This window comes from Paracoccus sulfuroxidans (genome assembly GCF_007830335.1).
GTDB classification, from domain to species: domain Bacteria; phylum Pseudomonadota; class Alphaproteobacteria; order Rhodobacterales; family Rhodobacteraceae; genus Paracoccus; species Paracoccus sulfuroxidans.
In genome coordinates, this window is record NZ_VLKU01000001.1 from 115849 (window position 1) to 137449 (window position 21601).

Below are 21601 nucleotides of genomic sequence, written 5' to 3' on the forward strand. Positions count from 1 at the left end.
GCGCTGGACAAGATTGGCGCCGCCCCGCTATCACCTTGCTCTGGGTCCTATCAACGGCTCCGGGTAAGTCGAGCGGGGATGACATGACCAGAAACGGCAATGAGCAAACAGATCAGTCCAAGCCCGATGTGCCAAGCGAAGAGCTGCCGGTCGACGCGCTGAGCAAGACGACAGCGGTGCAAGAGGTGGCGCGGCTGTCCGCAATCCTTGAGCAATCGAACCAAGCGTATCACGGTGACGATGCACCATTCATCAGCGATGCGGAATACGACCATCTGAAACGTCGGCTGACCGAGATCGAGGCGCGCTTCCCTGAACTCGAGGCCGAGGACAGTGTGACCGGCCAGGTCGGCGCGACCCCGGACGGTCGATTTGCCAAGGTGCGCCACAGCCAGCGGATGCTCTCGCTTGAAAACGCCTTCACTCGCGAAGAGGTCGAGGCGTTCATCCTGCGCATCAGGTCGTTCCTGAGCCTGCCCCCGACCACCGAGATCGCCTTCACCGCTGAACCCAAGATCGACGGACTGTCGCTGTCGCTGCGATACGAGAGCGGGAAGCTGGTCCAAGCTTCGACCCGCGGCGATGGCGCGGTTGGTGAGAACGTCACCGCGAACGCGCGCACGATCTCCGACATCCCGCAGGTGCTAAGCGGCATGGATATCCCCGAAATCCTCGAGATTCGGGGTGAGATCTACATGTCGCATGACGATTTTCGCGTCCTCAACGCGACCGGTGATGGCCGGGTCTTCGCAAATCCGCGCAACGCGGCGGCGGGATCGCTGCGCCAGCTTGATCCGGCAGTGACCGCCTCGCGACCGCTCCGCTTCTTTGCCTATGCCTGGGGTGAGATCAGCCAGCCGCTTGCGCCCACGCAGATGCAGGCGGTCGAGCGTATGAATGAGCTGGGGTTTCCGGTCAATCCGCTGACCCGGATCTGCCGGAACGCGGATGAGATGATCGCCGCCTGGACCCAGATCGAACAGCAGCGCGCGACCTTGGGCTATGACATCGACGGCGTTGTCTACAAGGTGAACGACCTCGCGCTTCAGGCCCGTCTTGGCCTTCGCTCAACCACGCCTCGCTGGGCGCTGGCGCATAAGTTTCCTGCCGAACAAGCCTGGACGCGGTTGGAAAAGATCGAAATTCAGGTCGGCCGTACCGGAGCTTTGTCACCCGTCGCGCGCCTGACGCCCGTGACCGTGGGGGGCGTCGTTGTCTCGAACGCGACGCTGCACAATGAGGACTACATCGCAGGCAGGGATTCGGCGGGTCGACCCATTCGCGAAGGCCGCGACATTCGCGAAGGCGATTGGGTCCGGATCTATCGCGCGGGCGACGTCATTCCGAAGATTGCCGACGTCGATCTGGCGCAGCGGCTGTCCGACACCCCTTACATCTTTCCCCAACATTGCCCCGAATGCCATTCCGACGCAGTTCGCGAGGATGGCGACGCCGTCCGTCGCTGTACGGGCGGATTGGCCTGTCCCGCGCAGGGGATCGAGAAGCTGAGGCATTTCGTCTCGCGCCCTGCGTTCGATATCGATGGCCTGGGCGAAAAGCAGATCGAGGCATTCTGGCAGGCTGGCTGGATCCGCGAGCCCGCCGACATCTTCACCCTTGAAGCGCGCCACGGCGACGATCTTCGCAAGACCGAAGGCTGGGGCGAGAAATCGGCGACCAAGCTCTTTCATGGCATCGAGACGCGACGGACCATCCCCCTGCCAAAGCTGATCAACGCGCTTGGCATCCGGCACATTGGTGAGCAAAGCGCCCGGCTTTTGTCGCGCCATTACGGCACCTGGCAGGCCTTCGAGACGGCAATGACCACCGCGCAGATCGGCGAGGGACAGGCTTGGGAGGAGCTGAACTCCATCGACGGAATCGGCGCGATTCTGGCGGGCTCGGTCGTGACGGCCTTTCACCAACCGGCCGAGCGTGAGGTCATCGACCGGCTGGTCCGTCAACTGACGATCGAGCCGGATCTTGCGCCGGTCGCGACGGACAGTCCGATTGCGGGCAAGACCGTCGTTTTTACCGGCACGCTGGAACATATGGCGCGCGCCGAGGCGAAGGCGCGGGCCGAGGCCATGGGGGCCAAGGTCGCGGGCTCGGTTTCGGCCAAGACCGATCTGGTCGTCGCGGGGCCGGGTGCGGGCTCGAAGGCGGCGAAGGCCGCCGAACTTGGGATCAAGGTCATTGATGAAGACGAATGGCTGAAGATCGCCCGGATGTGACGCCCGGGCGCCCGCCCGCGCTATTTCCGCTGTTCGCGGATGTCGAGACGCTGCCCGGCGTCGGACCGCGCGCGGCTGAAGCCTTTGCGCAGATGGACGTCACCCGCCCGCGCGATCTGGTGCTGACCCTTCCGCATTCGGGGATCCGGCGCAGGCCGATTGCCCGGCTGTCGGACGCGCAGCCGCCGGAAATCGTGACCATGGCGCTGACGGTCCTGCGCCATGTCGAGCCGAAGGCGCGCAACCGTCCATGGCGCGTCTATTGCTCGGATGGCGCGACCGAGGTGCAGCTCGTGTTCTTTCATCCGCGCAAGCAATGGATCGAGACGCAGCTTCCGATTGGCGTGCGGCGCATGATCTCGGGCAAGATCGAGCAGTTCGACGGTGCCCTGCAGTTGGTCCACCCCGACCATATCGGTGCCGAGGATGCCCCGCTGCCGCCCGAGTTTGAGCCGGTCTATCCGCTTTCCGGAAAGCTGACGCAGGGTGTGGTTCAGAAGGCAGTGCGCGCCGCGATGTCGCGCGTACCCGAAGCGACCGAATGGATCGACCCGGCACTGCTTGCGCGTGAGGGTTGGCCCGATTGGGGTGAGGCGCTGACCCTGGCACATCAACCGCAGGGACCTCAGGACCTGTCGATGACCGCCCCCGCGCGTCTGCGGCTGGCCTATGATGAGCTGCTGGCGCATCAGCTAACTCTTGCGCTGGTGCGGCGCGAGCGTCGTCGGGGGGCCGGGCTTCAGACCTCGGGCGACGGGCAGCTGCGCGACAAGGTATTGGCGGGGCTGCCCTGGCCTCCGACCGGTGCGCAGACCCGCGCCGTGGCTGAGATTGCGGCGGACATGGCCGCGCCGCAGCGGATGAACCGCCTGTTGCAGGGCGATGTCGGCGCGGGCAAGACGCTGGTCGCTTTCCTGTCGCTGCTGGTCGCGGTCGAGGCGGGCGGGCAGGGCGTGATGATGGCCCCGACCGAGATCCTGGCCCGGCAGCATTTCCGCGCACTGGAGCCTCTGGCGACGCTCGCGGGCATCCGGCTGGAGGTGCTGACCGGGCGCGACAAGGGCAATGCGCGCGCCAATATCCTGACGGATCTGGCCGAGGGGCGGATCGACATTCTGGTCGGAACGCATGCGGTGATCCAGAAAACCGTTGAATTTCATGATCTTCGCCTGGCTATCATCGACGAACAGCACCGCTTCGGCGTGACGCAGCGGATGGAGTTGGGAACCAAGGGCGGGCATCTGCCGCCCGACATGCTGGTGATGACGGCGACGCCGATCCCGCGCTCGCTGGCGCTGTCGCAATATGGCGACATGGATCTGTCGGTGCTGGATGAAAAGCCCGCAGGGCGGCAGCCCATCCGGACCACGGTGATCTCGGACCGGCGGCTGGAGGATGTGCTGACCCATCTGGCGCAGGCGCTGCAATCGGGCGCGCGCGCCTATTGGGTCTGTCCGCTGGTCGAGGAAAGCGAGGTCATCGACCTGACGGCGGCCGAGGCCCGCTTTCAGGCGTTGCGGGCGCGCTTCGGGGATGAGGTGCGGCTGATCCATGGCCAGATGCCGCCTGAACAGCGCGACCTGGCTATGGCGGATTTCGCCTCGGGGCGCGCGCGCATTCTGGTGGCGACGACGGTGATCGAGGTGGGCGTCGACGTGCCCGAGGCCACGATCATGGTGATCGAGCGCGCCGAAAGCTTCGGGCTGGCGCAGCTTCACCAGTTGCGTGGCCGGGTCGGGCGCGGGCAGGGCGCATCAAGCTGCCTGCTGATGTATCACGAGCCGCTCAGCGAAACCGGGCGGCGGCGGCTGCAGATTCTGCGAGAGACCGAGGACGGCTTCCGCATCGCCGAAGAGGATCTGCTGATGCGGGGCGCGGGCGATGTGATCGGTACGGCGCAATCGGGGCTGCCGCGTTTCCGGATCGCCGATCTGGAACATCAGGCCGGACTGATGGCCATGGCGCGCAAGGATGCGCAGGCTTTTCTGGAACGCGACCCCGCGATGACCAGCCCGCGCGGCCTCGCTGTCAGGTTTTTGCTGTGGCTGATGGAGCAGGACAAGGCGATCCGGTTGATCTCTGTCGGTTAGTTTTCATTAAATGTTCCTAAAAAGTTCTTTACACGCGCATCTCGATATGAGAACAAATTGGAAACACAGCATGGAGAGCCAGAGATGTCCCTCGAGAAACTGTCTGATCTGATTGGTGTCGTCGCGATTTCCGTCATGGGCATCGTCATCTTTTCACTGCCCGGCTTGATGGCCGCCTGACGCCACATTACCCCCGAATTTCTCTGCCCCGCGCTTGATCCTTGCGATGCCATCGCCTGTGCATCGCAGCCGTTATCCCCCGGTCGTTTGACATGCGCGCAACTGCCGGCCCTGCGGGGCCGGCTTTTTCATGCGCCCTTTTCGCTGAGCGTCTCGGACGACTGAGCGGCGCTTTCGGCGGCCTCGATGGCGGCCAGCGTCGCGTCCCATGCCAGCAGGATCGAGGCGTGGCGGTTCGCGAATTCACGCGCAGGCAGCAGCGTTTCCAGCGCGTCGAAGGGGGCGGTCGGCAGCGGGCCATCCTCTTTCAGCATCGCGACGAGCTGCTGGCGCGAAGCGGCAATCTCGGCCCCGGTACGGCCCAGAACCGCCCCGCCAAGAATGGCGGCCGAGGCCTGCCCAAGCGCGCAGGCCCGGACCTCTTGCGCGAAATCACTGATCCGCCCGTCGGTCAGGCGCAGGTCCACGGTCACCGATGAGCCGCATTGGGGCGAGCGTTTATACGCGCTGCCATCGGGTGCGGGCAGGCGTCCCAAATGCGGAATCTCCGACGCCAAAGCCAGAATACGGCGCGAGTAAAGCTGCATCAGATCGCTGTCGGCCATGGCTTTCCCCTTGCGGCTGCCCGGATTAGATAGGTGCGGCAACGCCGAAAGGAAAGCCGATGTTCGACCCTGCCAGCCTGAAATACGATGCCAATGGCCTGATTCCCGCCATCGCGCAGGATCATCTCAGCGGTGAGGTGCTGATGATGGCCTGGATGAATGCCGAGTCGGTGGCCCGCACTCTGGCGGACGGGCGGGTGACCTATTGGTCGCGCTCGCGTCAGGCGTTCTGGGCGAAGGGAGACACCTCGGGCCATGTTCAGAGGCTGATCGAGATGCGCATCGATTGCGACCGCGACTGCCTGCTGCTTCTGGTCGACCAGATTGGCCCGGCCTGCCACACGAACCGGCGCAGCTGTTTTTACACAGCGCTGCGGGACGGGCAGGAGGTCATTCTGACCGAGCCTCAGAACCCCAGCGAGTGACGCAGCGCCTCGGCGCTCATGCCATCGGCGCGATAGAGGCTTAGCGCGCGCGCGTCGTCGCGCTTGGCCAACCGCTTGCCGCTGTCGTCGCGGATCAGGCGGTGATGGTGATAGCGCGGGGTTTCGAGTTGAAGTAGTTTCTGAACAATGACGTGGATATATGTGGAATCCAATAAATCTTTTCCACGTGTCACCAGCGTGATCTTCTGGGCGGCATCGTCCACGACGACCGAAAGGTGATAGGAGGTTCCCATCCCGCGCCGCGACAGGACTACATCGCCAACCCCGGTGATGAAGTCCTGCGGCGACAGGCTGTGGGGCACATCCGGAGCAATGTTTTCGTCGAGGAATGTGATCTCGGTCAGGCCCAGATAGTCCAGCGCCCGGGCCGAGTTCAGGCGCAGGGCGTCACCCGGTGCGGCATCGCGCATCTGCAGATGGCGGCAGGTGCCGGGATAGACGGGGCCGTCGGGGCCGATCTGCGGCTCTGCGCCCTCTTGCGGGGCTGAAAGGGCCGCGCGGATATCGGCGCGACGGCATTTGCAGGGATAGATCAGGTCCAGCGCGGCCAGATGGTCCAGTGCTGCCTGATAGGCCTCCCGACGCTCGGACTGGCGCATGACGGGCGTGAGCCAGTCGAGGCCCAACCAGTGTAGATCCTCGGCAATCAGCGTCTCATATTCGGGGCGGCAGCGGCTTTGGTCGATGTCCTCGATCCGCAGCAGGAACTGGCCCGGATCGGCCAGCCGGGCGGCGGTGAGGGCCGCGAAGGCGTGCCCCAGATGCAGCGGGCCAGTTGGCGAAGGGGCGAACCGCGTGCGGTTCAATTCTGCCCCGCAAGCCATTGGTTGAAGTCGGATTTTGCGCGGTCGGTATAGGCCGGATAGCGGTCCTTGCGGCCTTTGCGACCGCCCCGCATCTCATCCAGCGGAGGGTAGAGGCCGAAATTCACGTTCATCGGCTGGAAGGTCTTGGCCTCAGCCCCGCCGGTGATGTGATTGACCAGCGCGCCCATCGAGGTGGTCGGGGCCGGAGGCGGCAGGTCGCGCCCAAGCGCCTCGGCGGCCGCCATCCGGCCCGCCAGCAGGCCCATGGCCGCGCTTTCGACATAGCCTTCGACCCCGGTGACCTGACCTGCGAAGCGCAGGTTCGGGCGCAGCCGCAGCCGCAGACGGTCGTCGATCAGCGTCGGAGAGTTCAGGAAGCTGTTGCGATGGATGCCGCCCAGACGCGCGAAACTGGCGTTCTGCAAGCCGGGGATCAGTTTAAAAACATCGGTTTGTGCGCCATATTTCATCTTGGTCTGGAAGCCCACGATATTGTAGAGCGTGCCAAGCGCGTTGTCGCGGCGCAGCTGGACAACCGCATAGGCCTTCTCGGTCGGGTTATGTGTATTGGTCAGGCCGACGGGCTTCATGGGGCCGTGGCGCAGCGTCTCGCGCCCGCGCTCGGCCATGACCTCAATGGGCAGGCAGCCGTCGAAGTAGCCAGCGGTTTCGCCCTCGCGGAACTCGGTCTTGTCGGCGGCCAGAAGCGCGTCGATGAAGCGTTCATAATCGTCGCGGGTCATCGGGCAGTTGATATAGGCGGTCCGCTCTTCCTCGGTCTCGCCCTTGTCATAACGGCTCTGGCGCCAGCAGATCGACATGTCGATGCTGTCGGCGTGAACAATCGGCGCGATGGCGTCGAAGAACGCGAGCGATTCCGTGCCGGTCAGCCCGCGGATCGAGCCCGCCAGCGCATCCGAGGTCAGCGGCCCGGTGGCGACGATCCAGCGGCCCTCGGAGGGCAATTCGCGGATCTCGCCCGGCTGGAACGAGATCAGCGGGTGATCCTTCAGCGCCTGGGTGACCGCGCCCGAAAACGCGTCGCGATCGACGGCCAGCGCGCCGCCCGCAGGCAGGCGGTGACGGTCGGCCATCTGCATGATCAGCCCGCCCGCCGCACGCATTTCCCAATGCAGCTGTCCCACAGCGTTCATCGCATCATCATCCGAGCGGAAGCTGTTCGAGCAGACCATCTCGGCGCAATCGCCGGTGCGATGGGCGAATGTCGCGACGTTGGGGCGCATCTCGTGCAGGACCACGGGGACGCCAGCCTGCGCGATCTGCCAGGCGGCTTCCGAGCCCGCAAGGCCCGCGCCAATGATATGCACCGTCTCTGTCATCGCGTCATTCCCACTCATCGTCTTGCGCTGATCTAGGTAGCAACCGGCCCGCAGCGCAGCAAGGATGGCCGGAACGGAAAAAGGCGGCACCATCCGGGGCCGCCTTTCCTGTCTTGCAAGCCTGCCCGGCCTTAGGCTTCGGCGGCTTCTTCGCTGGCCTCACCTGCGTCTTCGTTATCCGACGAACGCAGACCCGAGGGTGCTGCGATGTTGGCGATGACGAAGTTGCGGTCGATGGTCGGCTTCACGCCTTTCGGCAGCTTGATGTCTTCGATGTGGATCGAATCGCCGATCTGCTTGCCTGTCAGGTCGACCGTGATGTGATCGGGGATATCCGAGGCGGTCACGACCAGCTCGACTTCCGGGCGAACGACAACCAGCGTACCGCCGCGCTTCAGGCCCGGCGACTCTTCGTGGTTTTCGAATTCCACGTGGATGAACAGGTTCACACGGGTGTTGCGGTGCAGGCGCATGAAGTCGATATGCGTCGGCAGGTCCTTCACCACGTCGCGCTGAACGCTGCGGCAGATGACGCGAACGTCGTCCTGACCGTCCACTTTCAGGTTCCACAGCGTGGACAGGAAGCGGCCGGCGCGCAGGCGGGTCAGCAGATAGTTGAATTCAAGGGCGATCGGCTGCGGATCTTTTCCGTCGCCGTAAACGATACCGGGCACCTTGCCTTCGCGGCGAGCTTGGCGGGCGGCCCCCTTGCCTGTCCCCGCGCGTGCCTCGGCCACCAGATCAGGGATCTCTTTGGCCATAGTCATATTCCTTTATGTTCGAAGTGACGGCCATCCTCCAAGGGTGCATGGCCGAAGCTGGCCCTATAGCCGCTTGGCGGCCAAATGTGAAGGGAATTTTTCGCGCGCGCGTCAGATGATTATCTTGCGGGATGGCACGAAAAGACGCAATCAGACTCTCGTATATGGGGTATTCTGGTGGCGCATCGTATCCATTCGCTCGACTATATGAAACTGCTTCTGGCGCTTGGTGTGGCCTTCGGACACGCCATCCTGATGCAGAACCAGCTCAAGCCCTGGAGCTATCTGATCGGCATGGGGCTTTTGCGCGGCTTGGTGCCGACATTCTCGGCGATCTCGGGCTACAGCATCTATGTCACGCAGAAGCGCGGCAAGCTGGATGCCTGGCTGAAGGGGCTGATCGCCGTCTATCTGTTCTGGATGGCCTTCTATCTGCCGGTCTGGTTTCGCGACATGTCGGGGTTCGAGCAGGTCGTGCAGACGCTGGTCTTCGGTACCATGCACCTGTGGTATATCGCGGGGCTGGTGCTGGCGCTGCCCCTGATGCTGGCGACGCTGTGGCTGGGCCGGAAGACCGGGACCGGGATTTGGCCGATGCTGGGCGCGGCGCTGATCCTTGCGCTGACAGGAAGCGGGCTGGCCTATTGGTCCTACCTCGTCTCACCCTTGCCGCTGGATTTGCACCGCAACGGGATTACGGTGATCTTTCCCTTTGCGGCGGCGGGCTATGCGGTGGCGATGCTGGTTGACCAGCGTGGACGCGAGGCGCTGCCCTCGGCCCGCGCGCTTTGGTTGGCGATGATCCTGCTGGGCGTGCTCAAGCTTGGGGAATCGGCCATCGTGATGCAGGTCTATGGCGTCTCGATCCGCACGCTGCCGGATCTGCCGATCCTGGCCATTCCCTTCGCGCTTTTGATGTTTCTGGCCTTTCTGCGGCTGGATCTGCCGCGCGCTCCGGTTAATCTGGGCCTGTGGTCGGCCAGCATCTATTTCCTGCATATCCTGATGATCCTTATCGCGCGCCACTTCGGGATCATGAGCATCTGGGCGACGACCCTGCTGGGGATCATCATGCCGATTCTGCTGGCCATCGCCTTCGAGAAGGTCATGGCGATGCGCCGTCGGCCTCAGGCGGAGAGGGGCGTCGTCCGCCCCTGATCCGCCCGAGACAGCCTCAGGCGAAGGGCTTCAGGAAGTCCTGCGCGATCAGCAGGTTGTGGCGGCCAAGGTTGTGCACGTCACGTTCGCCGCACAGCGCCATGGTCACGTCCAGTTCCTTGTGGATGATCTCCAGTGCCTTGGTCACGCCCTCTTCGCCCATGGCACCAAGGCCATAGATGAAGGCGCGCCCGATGAAGGTGCCGCGCGCGCCAAGCGCCAGCGCCTTCAGCACGTCCTGACCCGAGCGGATGCCGCTGTCCATATGCACCTCGACCTGATTGCCGACAGCGCGGATGATGTCGGGCAGCATGCGGATGGCGCTGGCGGTGCCGTCCAGCTGGCGGCCACCGTGGTTGCTGACGATGATCGCATCGGCCCCGAAATCGGCGGCCAGACGCGCGTCATCGGGATCGTTGATGCCCTTCAGGATCAGCTTTCCGCCCCATTGGTCGCGAATGCGGGCGATCTTGCCCCAGTCCAGCTTCTCGTCGAACTGCTCGGCGGTCCAGCTGCTGAGCGATGAGACATCGCCCACATTCTTCGCGTGGCCGACGATATTGCCGAAGCTGCGCCGCTTGGTCTTCAGCATCTCGAGGCCCCAGCCCCATTTGGTCGCCAGATTGATGATCGTGGGCAGAGTCATCTTGGGCGGCGCGGAAAGCCCGTTCTTCAGGTCCTTGTGGCGCTGGCCCAGGATCTGCAGGTCCAGCGTCAGCACCAGCGCCGAGCAATTGGCCTTGCGCGCCCGCTCGATGATCGCGTCGACGAAATCCTCGTCCTTCATCACGTAAAGCTGGAACCAGAACGGGTGCTGCGTCGCCTCGGCCACATCCTCGATCGAGCAGATGGACATGGTCGAAAGCGTGAAGGGCACGCCGAATCTCTTTGCCGCCAGCGCCGCCTTGATCTCGCCATCGGCGCATTGCATCCCGGTCATGCCGACCGGGGCCAGCGCCACGGGCATCGCCACTTTCTCGCCGATCATGGAGCTTTGGGTCGAGCGGTTTGACATGTCGACCGCCACCTTCTGGCGCAGCCGGATCTGCGAAAAGTCCGAGCAATTCTCGCGGAATGTCTGTTCGGTATAGCTGCCGCTTTCGGCATAGTCGTAGAACATCTTCGGGACGCGGCGGCGATAGATGCGCTTGAGATCCTCGATGTTCGTGATCGTTGCCATTGTCTGTCTGTCCTTTGCTGGCAGCTAAGTAAGGCGCAGCATGCGCCAAATTCCGGGGTCAGTTGGCCGGGGTCTCCGGGCAATCGGGCGAGCCTGCCGTGCAGGTCGCCGCGCCGTCATCAACTGATTGGGTCGAGAGCGCGCGGGCCCGTTCACGCAAGGCGCGCGCGCGGGCCTGAAGTTCGGCATCGGTCGCGCCTGCGGGCCGGGCAGGGCCATGGTGAAGACCCGCCGCGCGCCCTTCCAGATTGGCGGTCACCGCGTCGGGGCTGTCGATGGCATCCGCGGCATGGCCCGGGATGGCGGGCGGGCGCATCAGCTGGTCCATGGGCAGAAGCTTGGGATAGTCGGCGTCGTTGCCGCCGCACGCGGCCGCGCCCGCAACCAAAGCCGTCACGATTAGCCACCGGCGCATCTTCATCATCATGTCCTGCCTAAAGATCCGTCGCAGGATAGGCTCAGGCGCGGGGCAGGGACAAGATGCGCTCTTTCCCGTTCGGGGATCAATGCCTAGAAGGGCGGTCATGGCACGTACGCATGGCTCGAAGGCCGAAACCACCCGCCCCCTGATCCGCGAGGCTGCGCGCAGCCTGTTCGCGCGCTATGGCTATGCGGCGGTCTCGATGCGCCAGATCGCGGCCGAGGTCGGCGTCAGGGTCGGTACGATCTATGGCTATACCGACGACAAGCAGGCGCTGCTGGCCGATCTTCTGCGCACCCATATGGAGGAGCTGCTGGCCGACTGGCAGGACGCGCCCGCGCTGCCCGCACTTCAGCGGCTGGAACGCTTCGTGCGCTTCCACATCGATTGCAGCCTCGACCGAACCGAGTCGGTGTTTCTGGCCTATATGGAGTTGCGCAACCTCACGCCCGAAAACCGGCGCGAGATCGCGACGCTTCGCCGTCAGTATGAGGACGCGCTGGAGGCGATCCTGAAGGATGGCGTGGCGCAGGGCGTGATGCAAATGGCCGACACCCGGCTGGCGACAATGGCGCTGATTGCCATGCTGACCGGGGTCACGAACTGGTATCGGCCCGGCGGACGTCTTGACCGCGATCACGTGACGCGCATCTACTGGGATCTGGCGCGTGGCGCGGTCGGCGCGTGACGCCCCTTTTCAAATGCCCCGACCGGACCGATATAGGCTGACATGAGCTTGCCCCCGTCATTCCTGGACGAAATCCGCGCCCGTGTGCCCCTGTCGCGGGTGATCGGGCGCAAGGTCGTGTGGGATCTTCGCCGCTCGAATCAGGCGAAGGGTGACTGGTGGGCGCCTTGCCCCTTCCATGGCGAAAAAACCGCGTCTTTTCATGTCGATGACCAGAAGGGCTTCTATTACTGCTTCGGCTGCCACGCCAAGGGCGACGCCCTGACCTTCCTGCGCGAGGCCGAGGGCATGGCCTTCATGGAAGCGGTCGAGATGCTGGCCAGCGAAGCCGGTATGGTCATGCCCGAGCGCGACCCGCGCGAGGCGCAGCGCACCGACCGCCGCACCCAGCTGGTCGAGGTGATGGAGCAGGCCGTGCGCTGGTTCCGCCTGCAGATGCAATCTGGCGCGGCCTCGGAAGCGCGGGCCTATCTGGCACGGCGCGGCCTTGATGATGCGGCCTGCGAATCGCTGGGGCTGGGATATGCGCCCGATCAGCGGCAGGGGCTGTTCAATGCGCTGCGCTCGAAGAACATCCCCGACGCGCTGATCGTCGAGGCCGGGCTTGCCGCCAAACCCGACGATGGCGGCGCGCCTTTTGACCGGTTCAGGGGCCGGATCATCTTTCCCATTCGCGACGCGCGCGGGCGCTGCATCGCCTTCGGAGGCCGCTCGCTCGACCCGAATGCGCGGGCGAAATACCTGAACTCTCCCGAGACGCCGCTCTTCGACAAAGGGCGCAACCTTTACAATATTGCGCCCGCGCGGGCGGCTGTGGCCAAGGGCCAGCCGCTGGTCGTCTCGGAAGGCTATATGGATGTGATCGCGCTGTCGCGGGCCGGGTTTCAGGGCGCTGTCGCGCCTTTGGGCACGGCGATCACCGAGGATCAGCTGCGCCTGATGTGGCGCATCTCGCCCGAGCCGGTGATTGCGCTCGATGGCGATACGGCTGGCCTGCGCGCGGCGCTGCGGCTGATCGATCTGGCGCTACCGATGACCGGGCCGGGGCAGGCGCTGCGTTTTGCCTTCCTGCCCGAGGGACAGGACCCGGACGATCTGATCCGCGCGCGGGGGGCGGCCGCCATGCAGGCCGTGCTGGATGAGGCGCGGCCGCTGGTCGATCTGCTCTGGCGGCGCGAGACCGAGGGCAAGGTTTTCGACAGCCCCGAACGCAAGGCCGCGCTGGATAAATCGCTGGGCGAGGCGGTCGCGAAGATCCCCGACAAGGACACGCGCGACCATTACCTCAGCACGCTCAAGCAGATGAAATGGGATCTGTTCGGCGGTGGCGCGCGCCGCCGCGAGCGGCCCGCTGATGGTGGCGGGCGCTCGGCCCCCTATCCGGGGCGGCGCGACAAGGGCACGCGCGAATATGTGCCGATTGCCCCTGCCGAGCCCACGCGGAATTCGCGCCTGACCGCCTCGGATGCGGGCGACATGGCCGATCTGATCGAGGCGATGGTGCTGGCGATCTGTGCCACGCATCCGGACCTGATCGCGCCCGTCGAATGGCGGCTCGAGCGGCTGGACCCGCTGGATGCGGGTCGGCAGGCGCTGGTCCATGATCTTCTGTCCGGCACACGCTCGGCCGCGGGCGCCATCGCCCTTGAAAGCATCATGGCCGAGGCCCATGTCAGGGCGGCCTCGGTGGTCATGCGCCCGCAAGAGGGTGATGCCGCAGCCGAAATTCTGGCCAATGCGCTGGACAAGATCGACGCCCGCCGCGCTGCGCGCGAGGAAATCGCCCGCGCCGAGGCCGAGATCGAAGGGCTGGTCGATGAGGGCCTGACCTGGCGCGTGGCCCAATCGGCGAAAGCCCGGCAGATGGCCGACCACCCGACGCTCAGCGATCTGAGCGATCTGGGCGAAAACAGTGATGCACAGCGCGCGCTTCTGCGCGCCGCGATCGAGAATGAAATCTGGCGCAAGCCGCGCCGCTGACAGCCCTCGCGAATCACTTCGCGAATCACCAGATACCGATTCGGGTGCGGGTCTTTGAATCCGCCCACGCATTGGGTAAAACCAGACAGCCGACCCGATTCGCCGCTTCGCGAATCACCGCCTGCAAGGAGCCCGCATGGCAGCCAAGGACGACGACGACCAAAAGCCCGAAACCAAGGACGACGACCATTCGCTGGACATGAGCCAGGCGGCGGTCAAGAAAATGATCGCCGAAGGGCGCGAACGTGGTTTCATCACCTACGACCAGTTGAACTCGGTTCTTCCGCCCGATCAGGTCAGCTCCGACCAGATCGAGGACGTTATGTCGATGCTGTCCGAAATGGACATCCGCGTCGTCGAGAATGACGAGGATGCCGACGAACAGGAAACGGGCGGAGAGCTGGCGACGACCGGCTCGGGCTCGCGTGAGGTGGCGCTGGCCACCACCGAGACCGAAAAGCTGGACCGCACCGACGACCCCGTGCGGATGTACCTGCGCGAGATGGGCTCGGTCGAACTGCTGTCGCGCGAGGGCGAGATCGCCATCGCCAAGCGGATCGAGGCGGGGCGCAACACCATGATCGCGGGCCTGTGCGAAAGCCCGCTGACCTTCAAGGCCATCACCATGTGGCGCGAGGAACTTCTGGAAGAAGACATCCTGCTGCGCGACGTGATCGACCTTGAGACGACCTTCGGCCGTGCGATGGACGAAGAGGGCGATGACGTGCTGCTGGAAGAGCGGCCCGCCAATTCGACTTCGGCCCCCACCTCGGGCGCGAAGGAAGAGGAACTGGACGCCGACGGCAACGTCATCCGCAACGATGATGATGACGACGAGGAGGACGGCCAGAACCTGTCGCTGGCCGCGATGGAAGCCAGTCTCAAGCCCAAGGTTCTTGAGACGCTGGAGTTCATCGCCAATGGTTATGAAGATCTGGCGCATATGCAGGACAGCCGCATGTCGGCGACGCTGAACGAGGACGGCAGTTTCTCGGTCGCGGATGAGGCGGCCTATCAGAAGCTGCGCTCGACCATCGTCGGGCTGGTGAATGAGCTGCACCTGCACAACAATCGCATTGAGGCGCTGGTCGACCAGATCTATGGCATCAACCGCCGGATCGTGACCATCGACTCGGGCATGGTGAAGCTGGCCGATGCCGCGCGCATCAACCGGCGCGAATTCATCGACGCCTATCGCGGCAGCGAGCTGGATCCGACCTGGATCGACCGCATGTCGGAAAACAAGGGTCGCGGCTGGCAGGCGCTCTTCGACAAATCGCAGGCTCAGGTCGAAAACCTGCGCAGCGAGATTGCCCTTGTCGGCCAGCACGTCGGCGTGGACATCGAAGAATTCCGCCGCATCGTGAACCAGGTCCAGCGCGGCGAGAAAGAGGCGCGTCAGGCCAAGAAGGAAATGGTCGAGGCGAACCTGCGTCTGGTGATCTCGATTGCCAAGAAATACACGAACCGTGGTCTGCAATTCCTTGATCTTATTCAGGAAGGCAACATCGGCCTGATGAAGGCCGTGGACAAGTTCGAGTATCGTCGCGGCTACAAGTTCTCGACCTATGCGACCTGGTGGATCCGCCAGGCGATCACGCGCTCGATTGCCGACCAGGCCCGCACGATCCGTATTCCGGTCCATATGATCGAGACGATCAACAAGCTGGTCCGCACCGGTCGCCAGATGCTGCACGAGATCGGCCGCGAGCCGACCCCGGAAGAATTGGCCGAAAAGCTGCAGATGCCGCTCGAAAAGGTTCGCAAGGTGATGAAGATCGCCAAGGAACCGATTTCGCTCGAAACCCCGATCGGGGACGAGGAAGACAGCCAGCTTGGCGATTTCATCGAGGACAAGAACGCCGTCTTGCCGCTGGATTCTGCCATTCAGGAAAACCTGAAGGAAACCACGACCCGCGTTCTGGCCAGCCTCACGCCGCGTGAGGAACGGGTTCTGCGGATGCGTTTCGGCATCGGGATGAACACCGACCACACGCTCGAAGAAGTCGGCCAGCAGTTCTCGGTCACCCGCGAACGCATCCGTCAGATCGAGGCGAAGGCGCTGCGCAAGCTGAAGCACCCCAGCCGGTCGCGCAAGCTGCGGTCCTTCCTGGATCAGTAAAATGCGAAACAAAAAATGCCGGGCCAATCGCCCGGCATTTTTTATTGTCTAGTGATCTCAGCTGACCTTGGTGATGAAGCTGTTGAAGGACTTCAGGAATTTCTGCAGGAATTCCTTGGTGCTTTCGTTCGTCACCTCGCCATCGGCGGCAAAAACCTCATCGCTCCAGGTCAGATAGACCTCGGGCTGGTGCATGACGATCATGTTGCAGTTCATCGCGGCCAGCCGCAGATGGGCCTGACCGACGGCGGTCCCGATGGCACCGCCAGCGGTCCCGGTCACGGCGCAGGGCTTTTCGGACCAGACGTTCTTGCCATAGGGGCGGGTGCCCCAGTCGAGCGCGTTCTTGATGAGGCCGGGGAAGCTGCGGTTGTACTCGGGCGTGACGATCAGCACGGCATCGGCGGCTGCGACCTGCTCTTTCATCTCGGTGACGGATTTGGGCGGGTTCGCCCACAAATCGTCATTGTAATGCGGCAGATCGCTGATGTTCAGCTCGACGAATTTGAACTGATCGGCCCCCAGCTTTTCCAGCACCTTGGCGAATTTGCGGTTGATCGAATCCTTGCGCAGCGACCCGATCAGCACGGCAATGGTCTTGGTCATGCAGTAAACTCCGTTTGCGGTCTGGGCCGAAAGCTAGTGTCTTGTGGCCTTCAAGAAAAGGGTCGCACCTTGCAATGATTGGGCAAAAAAGTGAACATCCGGCCCGAGTCGCGCAGGAACAGGAACCGATGCTGAATACACGACTGGCCACGCTTTGGGCCGATGTCTCTGCGTTGCAGATCGCCTTGGTGGGGGCGCTGGTCCTGCTGGCGATCCTGCTTTTGATGCTGTGGCGCGAAGGGCGGCGACGCCGGGCTCAGGCCGATCTGCTGGCGGAGCGCGCCGAGGCGATGCGCCGGACCGAGGCGCAGGTGCTGCGGCTGGAGGTGCAGGCCGAGGAGACCACCCGCCGCCTTCAGTCCCTGAGCGACGAGCGGGACGGGCTGACCGATGCGCTGCATCGCGAACGGCAGGCGCTGTCGCGGCTTGACCGGGATCTGGCCGAGACGCGGCTGGCTGCCAGCAAGGACCGTGAGGCGGCCGAACGCGACATCGCCACCCTGCGCGAATTGCGCGAAGAGATGACCGGCCAGTTCCGCCTGATGGCCAATGAAACCCTGCGCCTGCAGGGGCAGGACATGCAGAAATCGCATGGCGAGCAGTTGAACGCGCTGCTCAATCCCTTCCGCGATCAGGTGCACCGCTTCCAGACCGAATTGCAGGCCCGCAACAAGGCCACCGATGAGGAACGCGCGCGGCTGAAGGAACAGATCGAATATCTGCACCGCCGCTCGGAGCAGATCTCGCAAGAGGCGGTGCAGCTGACCCGCGCGCTGAAGGGCGACCGGCAGAAGCAGGGCGCCTGGGGCGAGATGATCCTGGAACGCATCCTTGAGGACTCCGGGCTGGAGCGCGGGCTGCACTATGAGACGCAGACCAGCCATCGCGACAGTGACGGCAAGCTCTGGCGGCCCGATGTCATCGTGAAAATGCCGCAGAAGAAGGTGCTGGTCATCGACAGCAAGGTCTCGCTTCTTGCCTATGAAGAGGCGGTGAATGCCGATGATCCGGCGGTGCGGGACGCCGCGCTGAAGCGCCATGTTGCGGCGATGCGGGCACATGTGACCGGGCTTGCGGGCAAGGCCTATCAGCAGATCGACGATACGGCGGTCGATTACGTGCTGATGTTCATTCCCATTGAGGGCGCGTTTTCCGAGGCGCTGCGGGTCGATCCGGACCTCGCGCGTTTCGCAATGGAAAGCCGCGTCGGGCTGTCGACGCCCACGACACTGATGCTGACCCTGCGCACGGTCGATCACATCTGGACCGTCGAGCGGCGCGAGACGAATGCCATGCAGATCGCCGCGCGCGCGGGCCAGCTTTACGACAAGCTGCATGGTTTCGTGCAATCTGTCGAAGAGGTCGGCGTGGCGCTGGACCGGGCGCAGCGCAGCCATGCGACCGCCATGGACCGGCTGACGCGCGGCTCGGGCAACGTGATCCGTCAGGCCGAGATGCTGCGTGAACTGGGCGCGCGCACCCAGAAGCGGCTGGAGCTTGACCATGATGGCGAGGTCACCCGTCTGCCCGAAGCCGGTGAGTGATCGCAGGGTGCGGAACCCTCGGACCCGCTGCCCCGGATGAGCGCGATCATCCTCAAGATCCCGACGCGCGGCCCGGCCTGCCACGATTTCACCCATGAGGTGCAGGGCTGGCTTCATCAGATCGGCGCGCGCGAGGGCGTGGTGACGCTGATGGTGCGCCACACCTCCTGCTCGCTGCTGATCCAGGAAAATGCCGATCCGGCGGTTCAGCGCGACTTGCTGGAATGGCTGGACCGGATCGCGCCCCCGGCGGATCATCCTTCGATGGGCTACCTGACCCATCTGGCCGAAGGCCCCGACGACATGCCCGCGCATCAGAAGGCGGCGATCCTGCCCGTCAGCCTGCAGATCCCGGTTCTGCAGGGTCGGATGGCGCTTGGGACATGGCAGGGGATCTATCTGGTCGAGCATCGCCGCGCGCCGCACGCGCGCCAGATCGTGGCCAGCTTTCAGCCGAATTGAGGGCGGAAGTCTCTGGAATCACTTCCCCTGACGGGTGGGATGTGAAAACTTGGGCGCTAAAGACGGCCGGGCAGCATATCGCGCGGTCGGCAGGAATGAGGGGACAGGATGGCGGCAGGAAATCGATCCGAGGCAGCACAGGGGCTGACCCTTGTCGCGCCGCCCTTTGCCTATGCCCTGCTGGTCCTTGGCGCGCCGCTTTTGACGCTGCTGGCCTATTCCTTCTTCAAAGACGGCTATCTGACCATCATCTATGAGTTCACGCTGGAGAATTATCTGGCGGTCTGGTCCGATCCGATCTTTCATAAGATCATGCTGCGATCCCTGGGCGTGGCCGCGCTGGTGACGGTGGTGACTGTGGCGCTGGCCTTTCCGGTCGCCTATTTCCTGTCCTTCGTCGTCTCAAGCGAGCGCAAGCCGCTGTGGCTCTTCCTGATCACCATTCCGTTCTGGACCAGCTATCTGATCCGTGTGTTCCTGTGGAAGGTGATCCTGGGCTATAACGGCGTCGTCAACTCGGGCCTGAAATCGCTGGGCATCATCGAGCAGCCGCTGACCTTCATCCTTTACAACGTCAATTCGATGGTGATGACGCTGGCCCATGCCTATGCGCCTTTCGCGATCCTGCCGATCTTCATCGCGCTGGAAAAGATCGACCGCTCGCTGCTGGAGGCGGGGCGCGATCTGGGAGAGAACCGCATGATGACCTTCTGGCGCGTGACGCTGCCGCTGGCCATGCCCGGCGTGATCGCGGCCTCGCTGATCGTCTTCATCCCGACCATCGGCGATTACGTCACCCCGGCGCTGATCGGCGGCGGCAAGATCCCGATGATTGCCAATATGATTCAGGCGCAGATGCTGGATATCGACAACCGCCCGCTGGGCTCGGCCATTGCGGTGACCGCGATGATCATCGTGGCGGCGCTGAGCCTGCTGTTTCTGTTCGTGAACCGGCGCTTCCTGAAGGTGCGGCAATGAAGGGCGGGGGCCTGCGCGCCTATGCGCTGATCTATCTGCTGTTTCTTTATGCGCCGATCCTGCTACTGCCGATCTTTGCCTTCAACAGCGGCACGGTCATCGCCTTCCCGCTGAAGGGCTTCACCACCGACTGGTTCGTGCAAATGGCGGGCAACGCCGCCATGCGCCGCGCGCTGACGAATTCGCTGATCATCGCGACCAGCTCGGCCATTCTGGCGACCTGCCTTGGCATCTTCGCCGCGCGGGCGACGACGCGCTTCAGCTTCCCCGGCAAGGGACCGATCACCGGCCTGATCATGCTGCCGCTGGTCATGCCCGAGATCATCATCTCGATGTCGCTGCTGGTCGTGCTGCTGGGCCTTGGCGTCAAGCTGAACCTGCTGACCGTTATCATGGGGCACACGCTGCTTTGCATGCCCTATGCGGTGGTGATCCTGACGACGGCGTTCAACTCGCTCGACCGCTCTCTGGAAGAGGCGGCCTATGATCTGGGCGAAAGCAAGTGGAACGCCTTCCGGCTGGTGATCCTGCCGCTGGTCATGCCCGGCATCATCTCATCCCTGCTGATGAGCTTCACGATCAGCCTTGATGAATTCATCATCGCCTTCTTCCTGGCCGGCAATGAGCCCACCTTGCCGACCTTCATCTACAGCCAGCTGCGCTTCCCGAAGCAGATCCCGCCGATCATGGCGCTTGGTACGGTCCTTGTGCTGATGTCCGTCCTGCTTCTGACCGTAGCCGAATATTTCCGCCGTCGCGGCGTCGCGAAGACGGGCGGAACCGATAGCGGAGGTTTCCTGTGACCAGTCCCACCAGCTCAGCGTCTGCCCGGCGCCCTGACCGTTCGGCCGCGCGCGCACTGATCGAATGTCGGGACGTGCAGAAATACTATGCCGATTACCACGCCCTGCGCGGGATCGACCTGACCATCCGCGAAGGCGAGTTCTTCTCGCTGCTCGGCCCCTCGGGCTGCGGCAAGACCACTCTTCTGCGCACGATCGCGGGGTTTGAGGATATTTCCTCGGGCGTGGTGCTGATCGACGGGCAGGACATGGCGGGCGTTCCGGCGAACAGACGGCCCACCAATATGGTGTTCCAGTCCTATGCGATCTTCCCGCATCTGACCGTGGCCGAGAATGTGGGCTTCGGCCTGCGCCGCGATCCGCGCCCGGCGGCCGAGAAGGCCGCAGCGGTGGAAGAGGCGCTTGGGATGGTCGGCCTCAAGGGATATGGCAACCGCGCCTCGCACGCGCTCTCGGGCGGCCAGCGTCAGCGGGTGGCCTTGGCGCGGGCGCTGATCCTGAAACCCAAGGTGCTTTTGCTGGATGAGCCGATGTCGGCGCTGGACCGCAAGATGCGCGAGCAGATGCAGGTCGAGCTGATCAAGCTGCAGCGGCAGGTCGGCATCACCTTCGTTCTGGTCACCCATGATCAGGAAGAGGCGCTGGTCATGTCCGACCGCATCGCCGTCATGTTCGAGGGCCAGATCGCCCAGCTGGACGGCCCCGAGGCGCTTTATGCGCGCCCGGCCAGCCGCCGCGTGGCGAATTTCATCGGCGTGATGAACTTCCTTCCTGCCCGCATCCTGGATGAAACCGAAAATGGCGTCATGGTCGATGCCCCCGGTCTGGGCGTGGTCGAGATCCCCAGCCGCAACATCAGCAGCGCCGATCCCGGCGATGAGGGACCCTCGATCGGGTTCCGGCCCGAGGCGGTCTCACTGCTGGGGCCGAATGTGGCGGCGCAGAACCGGGTGACAGGCGGCGTGATCGACGAGGTCGTCTATTATGGCGACATGACCTATTACGATGTGCGTCTGGATGGCTCGGCCAGTTTCGACGGCAAATCGCGCCCGGTGCGCATCGCCATGCGCAATGTTTTCGGCCGTGAAGTGCAGGATGTCGGCACCCGCACACGTGTCAGTTGGTCGCCGGGCAGTCTGATCCTGTTTCGCTAAAGCCTTAGGTTGCAAGGCGGATTTCCGCCACCCGCATTTGCGG

The 21601-nt window shown here is 63.9% G+C and carries 19 protein-coding genes; 12 read left to right on the forward strand and 7 right to left on the reverse strand.

All coding sequences use genetic code 11. The features are described 5' to 3' along the window. The first annotated feature begins 83 nt into the window (after positions 1-83). Entirely contained in the window at positions 84-2234 is a 2151-nt protein-coding gene (ligA, locus tag IQ24_RS00605; RefSeq protein ID WP_145395773.1) for an NAD-dependent DNA ligase LigA, read from the forward strand. Beyond that, complete coding sequence (gene recG, locus IQ24_RS00610; RefSeq protein ID WP_145395774.1) at positions 2210-4324, forward strand: ATP-dependent DNA helicase RecG; 2115 nt, start codon at positions 2210-2212, stop codon at positions 4322-4324. The genes ligA and recG overlap by 25 nt, the downstream gene beginning before the upstream one ends. A 308-nt stretch (positions 4325-4632) precedes the next feature. On the opposite strand, the gene IQ24_RS00615 is transcribed toward recG, so the two are convergent. Continuing rightward, positions 4633-5109, reverse strand: coding sequence for an iron-sulfur cluster assembly scaffold protein (locus IQ24_RS00615; RefSeq protein WP_145395775.1), 477 nt, complete (start codon positions 5107-5109; stop codon positions 4633-4635). Positions 5110-5168: 59 nt separating this feature from the next. Between IQ24_RS00615 and hisI the strand changes: the two genes are divergently transcribed. Next, positions 5169-5534, forward strand: a complete 366-nt coding sequence (hisI, locus tag IQ24_RS00620; protein ID WP_145395776.1) for a phosphoribosyl-AMP cyclohydrolase — start codon at positions 5169-5171, stop codon at positions 5532-5534. On the opposite strand, the gene gluQRS is transcribed toward hisI, so the two are convergent. From gluQRS to IQ24_RS00635, 3 genes are all read right to left on the reverse strand, one after another. Continuing rightward, positions 5516-6361 carry a tRNA glutamyl-Q(34) synthetase GluQRS gene (gene gluQRS / locus IQ24_RS00625; RefSeq protein ID WP_145395777.1) on the reverse strand — a complete coding sequence of 282 codons (846 nt, stop codon included), beginning with the start codon at positions 6359-6361 and terminating at the stop codon, positions 5516-5518. The genes hisI and gluQRS overlap by 19 nt on opposite strands. Further along, positions 6358-7701 carry a methylenetetrahydrofolate--tRNA-(uracil(54)-C(5))-methyltransferase (FADH(2)-oxidizing) TrmFO gene (gene trmFO, locus IQ24_RS00630; protein ID WP_145395778.1) on the reverse strand — a complete coding sequence of 448 codons (1344 nt, stop codon included), beginning with the start codon at positions 7699-7701 and terminating at the stop codon, positions 6358-6360. Before trmFO ends, gluQRS begins: the two co-directional genes overlap by 4 nt. 131 nt (positions 7702-7832) lie before the next feature. Continuing rightward, the gene (locus IQ24_RS00635) at positions 7833-8462 is read right to left on the reverse strand and encodes a 50S ribosomal protein L25/general stress protein Ctc (protein ID WP_145395779.1); all 630 of its coding nucleotides are present in this window, start codon (positions 8460-8462) and stop codon (positions 7833-7835) included. Between the two features lie 177 nt (positions 8463-8639). On the opposite strand from IQ24_RS00635, the gene IQ24_RS00640 reads away from it, so the two are divergent. After that, entirely contained in the window at positions 8640-9620 is a 981-nt protein-coding gene (locus IQ24_RS00640; RefSeq protein ID WP_145395780.1) for an acyltransferase family protein, read from the forward strand. 16 nt (positions 9621-9636) lie between these two features. Here the strand turns inward: IQ24_RS00640 and IQ24_RS00645 are convergent, their stop codons facing one another. After that, positions 9637-10800: an alpha-hydroxy acid oxidase gene (locus tag IQ24_RS00645; RefSeq protein WP_145395781.1), complete on the reverse strand. Its 1164-nt coding sequence runs from the start codon at positions 10798-10800 to the stop codon at positions 9637-9639. Between the two features lie 58 nt (positions 10801-10858). Further along, the gene (locus IQ24_RS00650) at positions 10859-11221 is read right to left on the reverse strand and encodes a hypothetical protein (RefSeq protein WP_145395782.1); all 363 of its coding nucleotides are present in this window, start codon (positions 11219-11221) and stop codon (positions 10859-10861) included. Between the two features lie 103 nt (positions 11222-11324). On the opposite strand from IQ24_RS00650, the gene IQ24_RS00655 reads away from it, so the two are divergent. The 3 genes from IQ24_RS00655 to rpoD all read left to right on the forward strand — a co-directional run bounded on the left by IQ24_RS00655 (position 11325) and on the right by rpoD (position 16011). Next, positions 11325-11909 carry a TetR/AcrR family transcriptional regulator gene (locus IQ24_RS00655; protein WP_145395783.1) on the forward strand — a complete coding sequence of 195 codons (585 nt, stop codon included), beginning with the start codon at positions 11325-11327 and terminating at the stop codon, positions 11907-11909. Between the two features lie 42 nt (positions 11910-11951). Next, complete coding sequence (gene dnaG / locus IQ24_RS00660; protein ID WP_145395784.1) at positions 11952-13889, forward strand: DNA primase; 1938 nt, start codon at positions 11952-11954, stop codon at positions 13887-13889. Positions 13890-14025: 136 nt separating this feature from the next. Continuing rightward, positions 14026-16011 (forward strand): RNA polymerase sigma factor RpoD, encoded by a 1986-nt coding sequence (gene rpoD, locus IQ24_RS00665; protein ID WP_145395785.1) that lies wholly within the window; start codon positions 14026-14028, stop codon positions 16009-16011. Positions 16012-16068: 57 nt separating this feature from the next. On the opposite strand, the gene IQ24_RS00670 is transcribed toward rpoD, so the two are convergent. Then, complete coding sequence (locus tag IQ24_RS00670; protein WP_145395786.1) at positions 16069-16617, reverse strand: NADPH-dependent FMN reductase; 549 nt, start codon at positions 16615-16617, stop codon at positions 16069-16071. Positions 16618-16745: 128 nt separating this feature from the next. Between IQ24_RS00670 and IQ24_RS00675 the strand changes: the two genes are divergently transcribed. The 5 genes from IQ24_RS00675 to IQ24_RS00695 all read left to right on the forward strand — a co-directional run bounded on the left by IQ24_RS00675 (position 16746) and on the right by IQ24_RS00695 (position 21558). Next, on the forward strand, positions 16746-18161 hold the full coding sequence (locus IQ24_RS00675) for a DNA recombination protein RmuC (RefSeq protein WP_145395787.1): 1416 nt from the start codon (positions 16746-16748) through the stop codon (positions 18159-18161). A 36-nt stretch (positions 18162-18197) separates the two neighbouring features. Further along, positions 18198-18623: a secondary thiamine-phosphate synthase enzyme YjbQ gene (locus tag IQ24_RS00680; protein WP_145395788.1), complete on the forward strand. Its 426-nt coding sequence runs from the start codon at positions 18198-18200 to the stop codon at positions 18621-18623. A gap of 108 nt (positions 18624-18731) precedes the next feature. Beyond that, entirely contained in the window at positions 18732-19601 is an 870-nt protein-coding gene (locus IQ24_RS00685; protein ID WP_145395789.1) for an ABC transporter permease, read from the forward strand. Beyond that, positions 19598-20404, forward strand: a complete 807-nt coding sequence (locus IQ24_RS00690; RefSeq protein WP_145395790.1) for an ABC transporter permease — start codon at positions 19598-19600, stop codon at positions 20402-20404. The genes IQ24_RS00685 and IQ24_RS00690 overlap by 4 nt, the downstream gene beginning before the upstream one ends. After that, a complete protein-coding gene (locus IQ24_RS00695) occupies positions 20401-21558 on the forward strand; it encodes an ABC transporter ATP-binding protein (protein WP_145395791.1) in 1158 nt (385 codons plus the stop codon). The genes IQ24_RS00690 and IQ24_RS00695 overlap by 4 nt, the downstream gene beginning before the upstream one ends. Positions 21559-21601 lie beyond the last annotated feature (43 nt).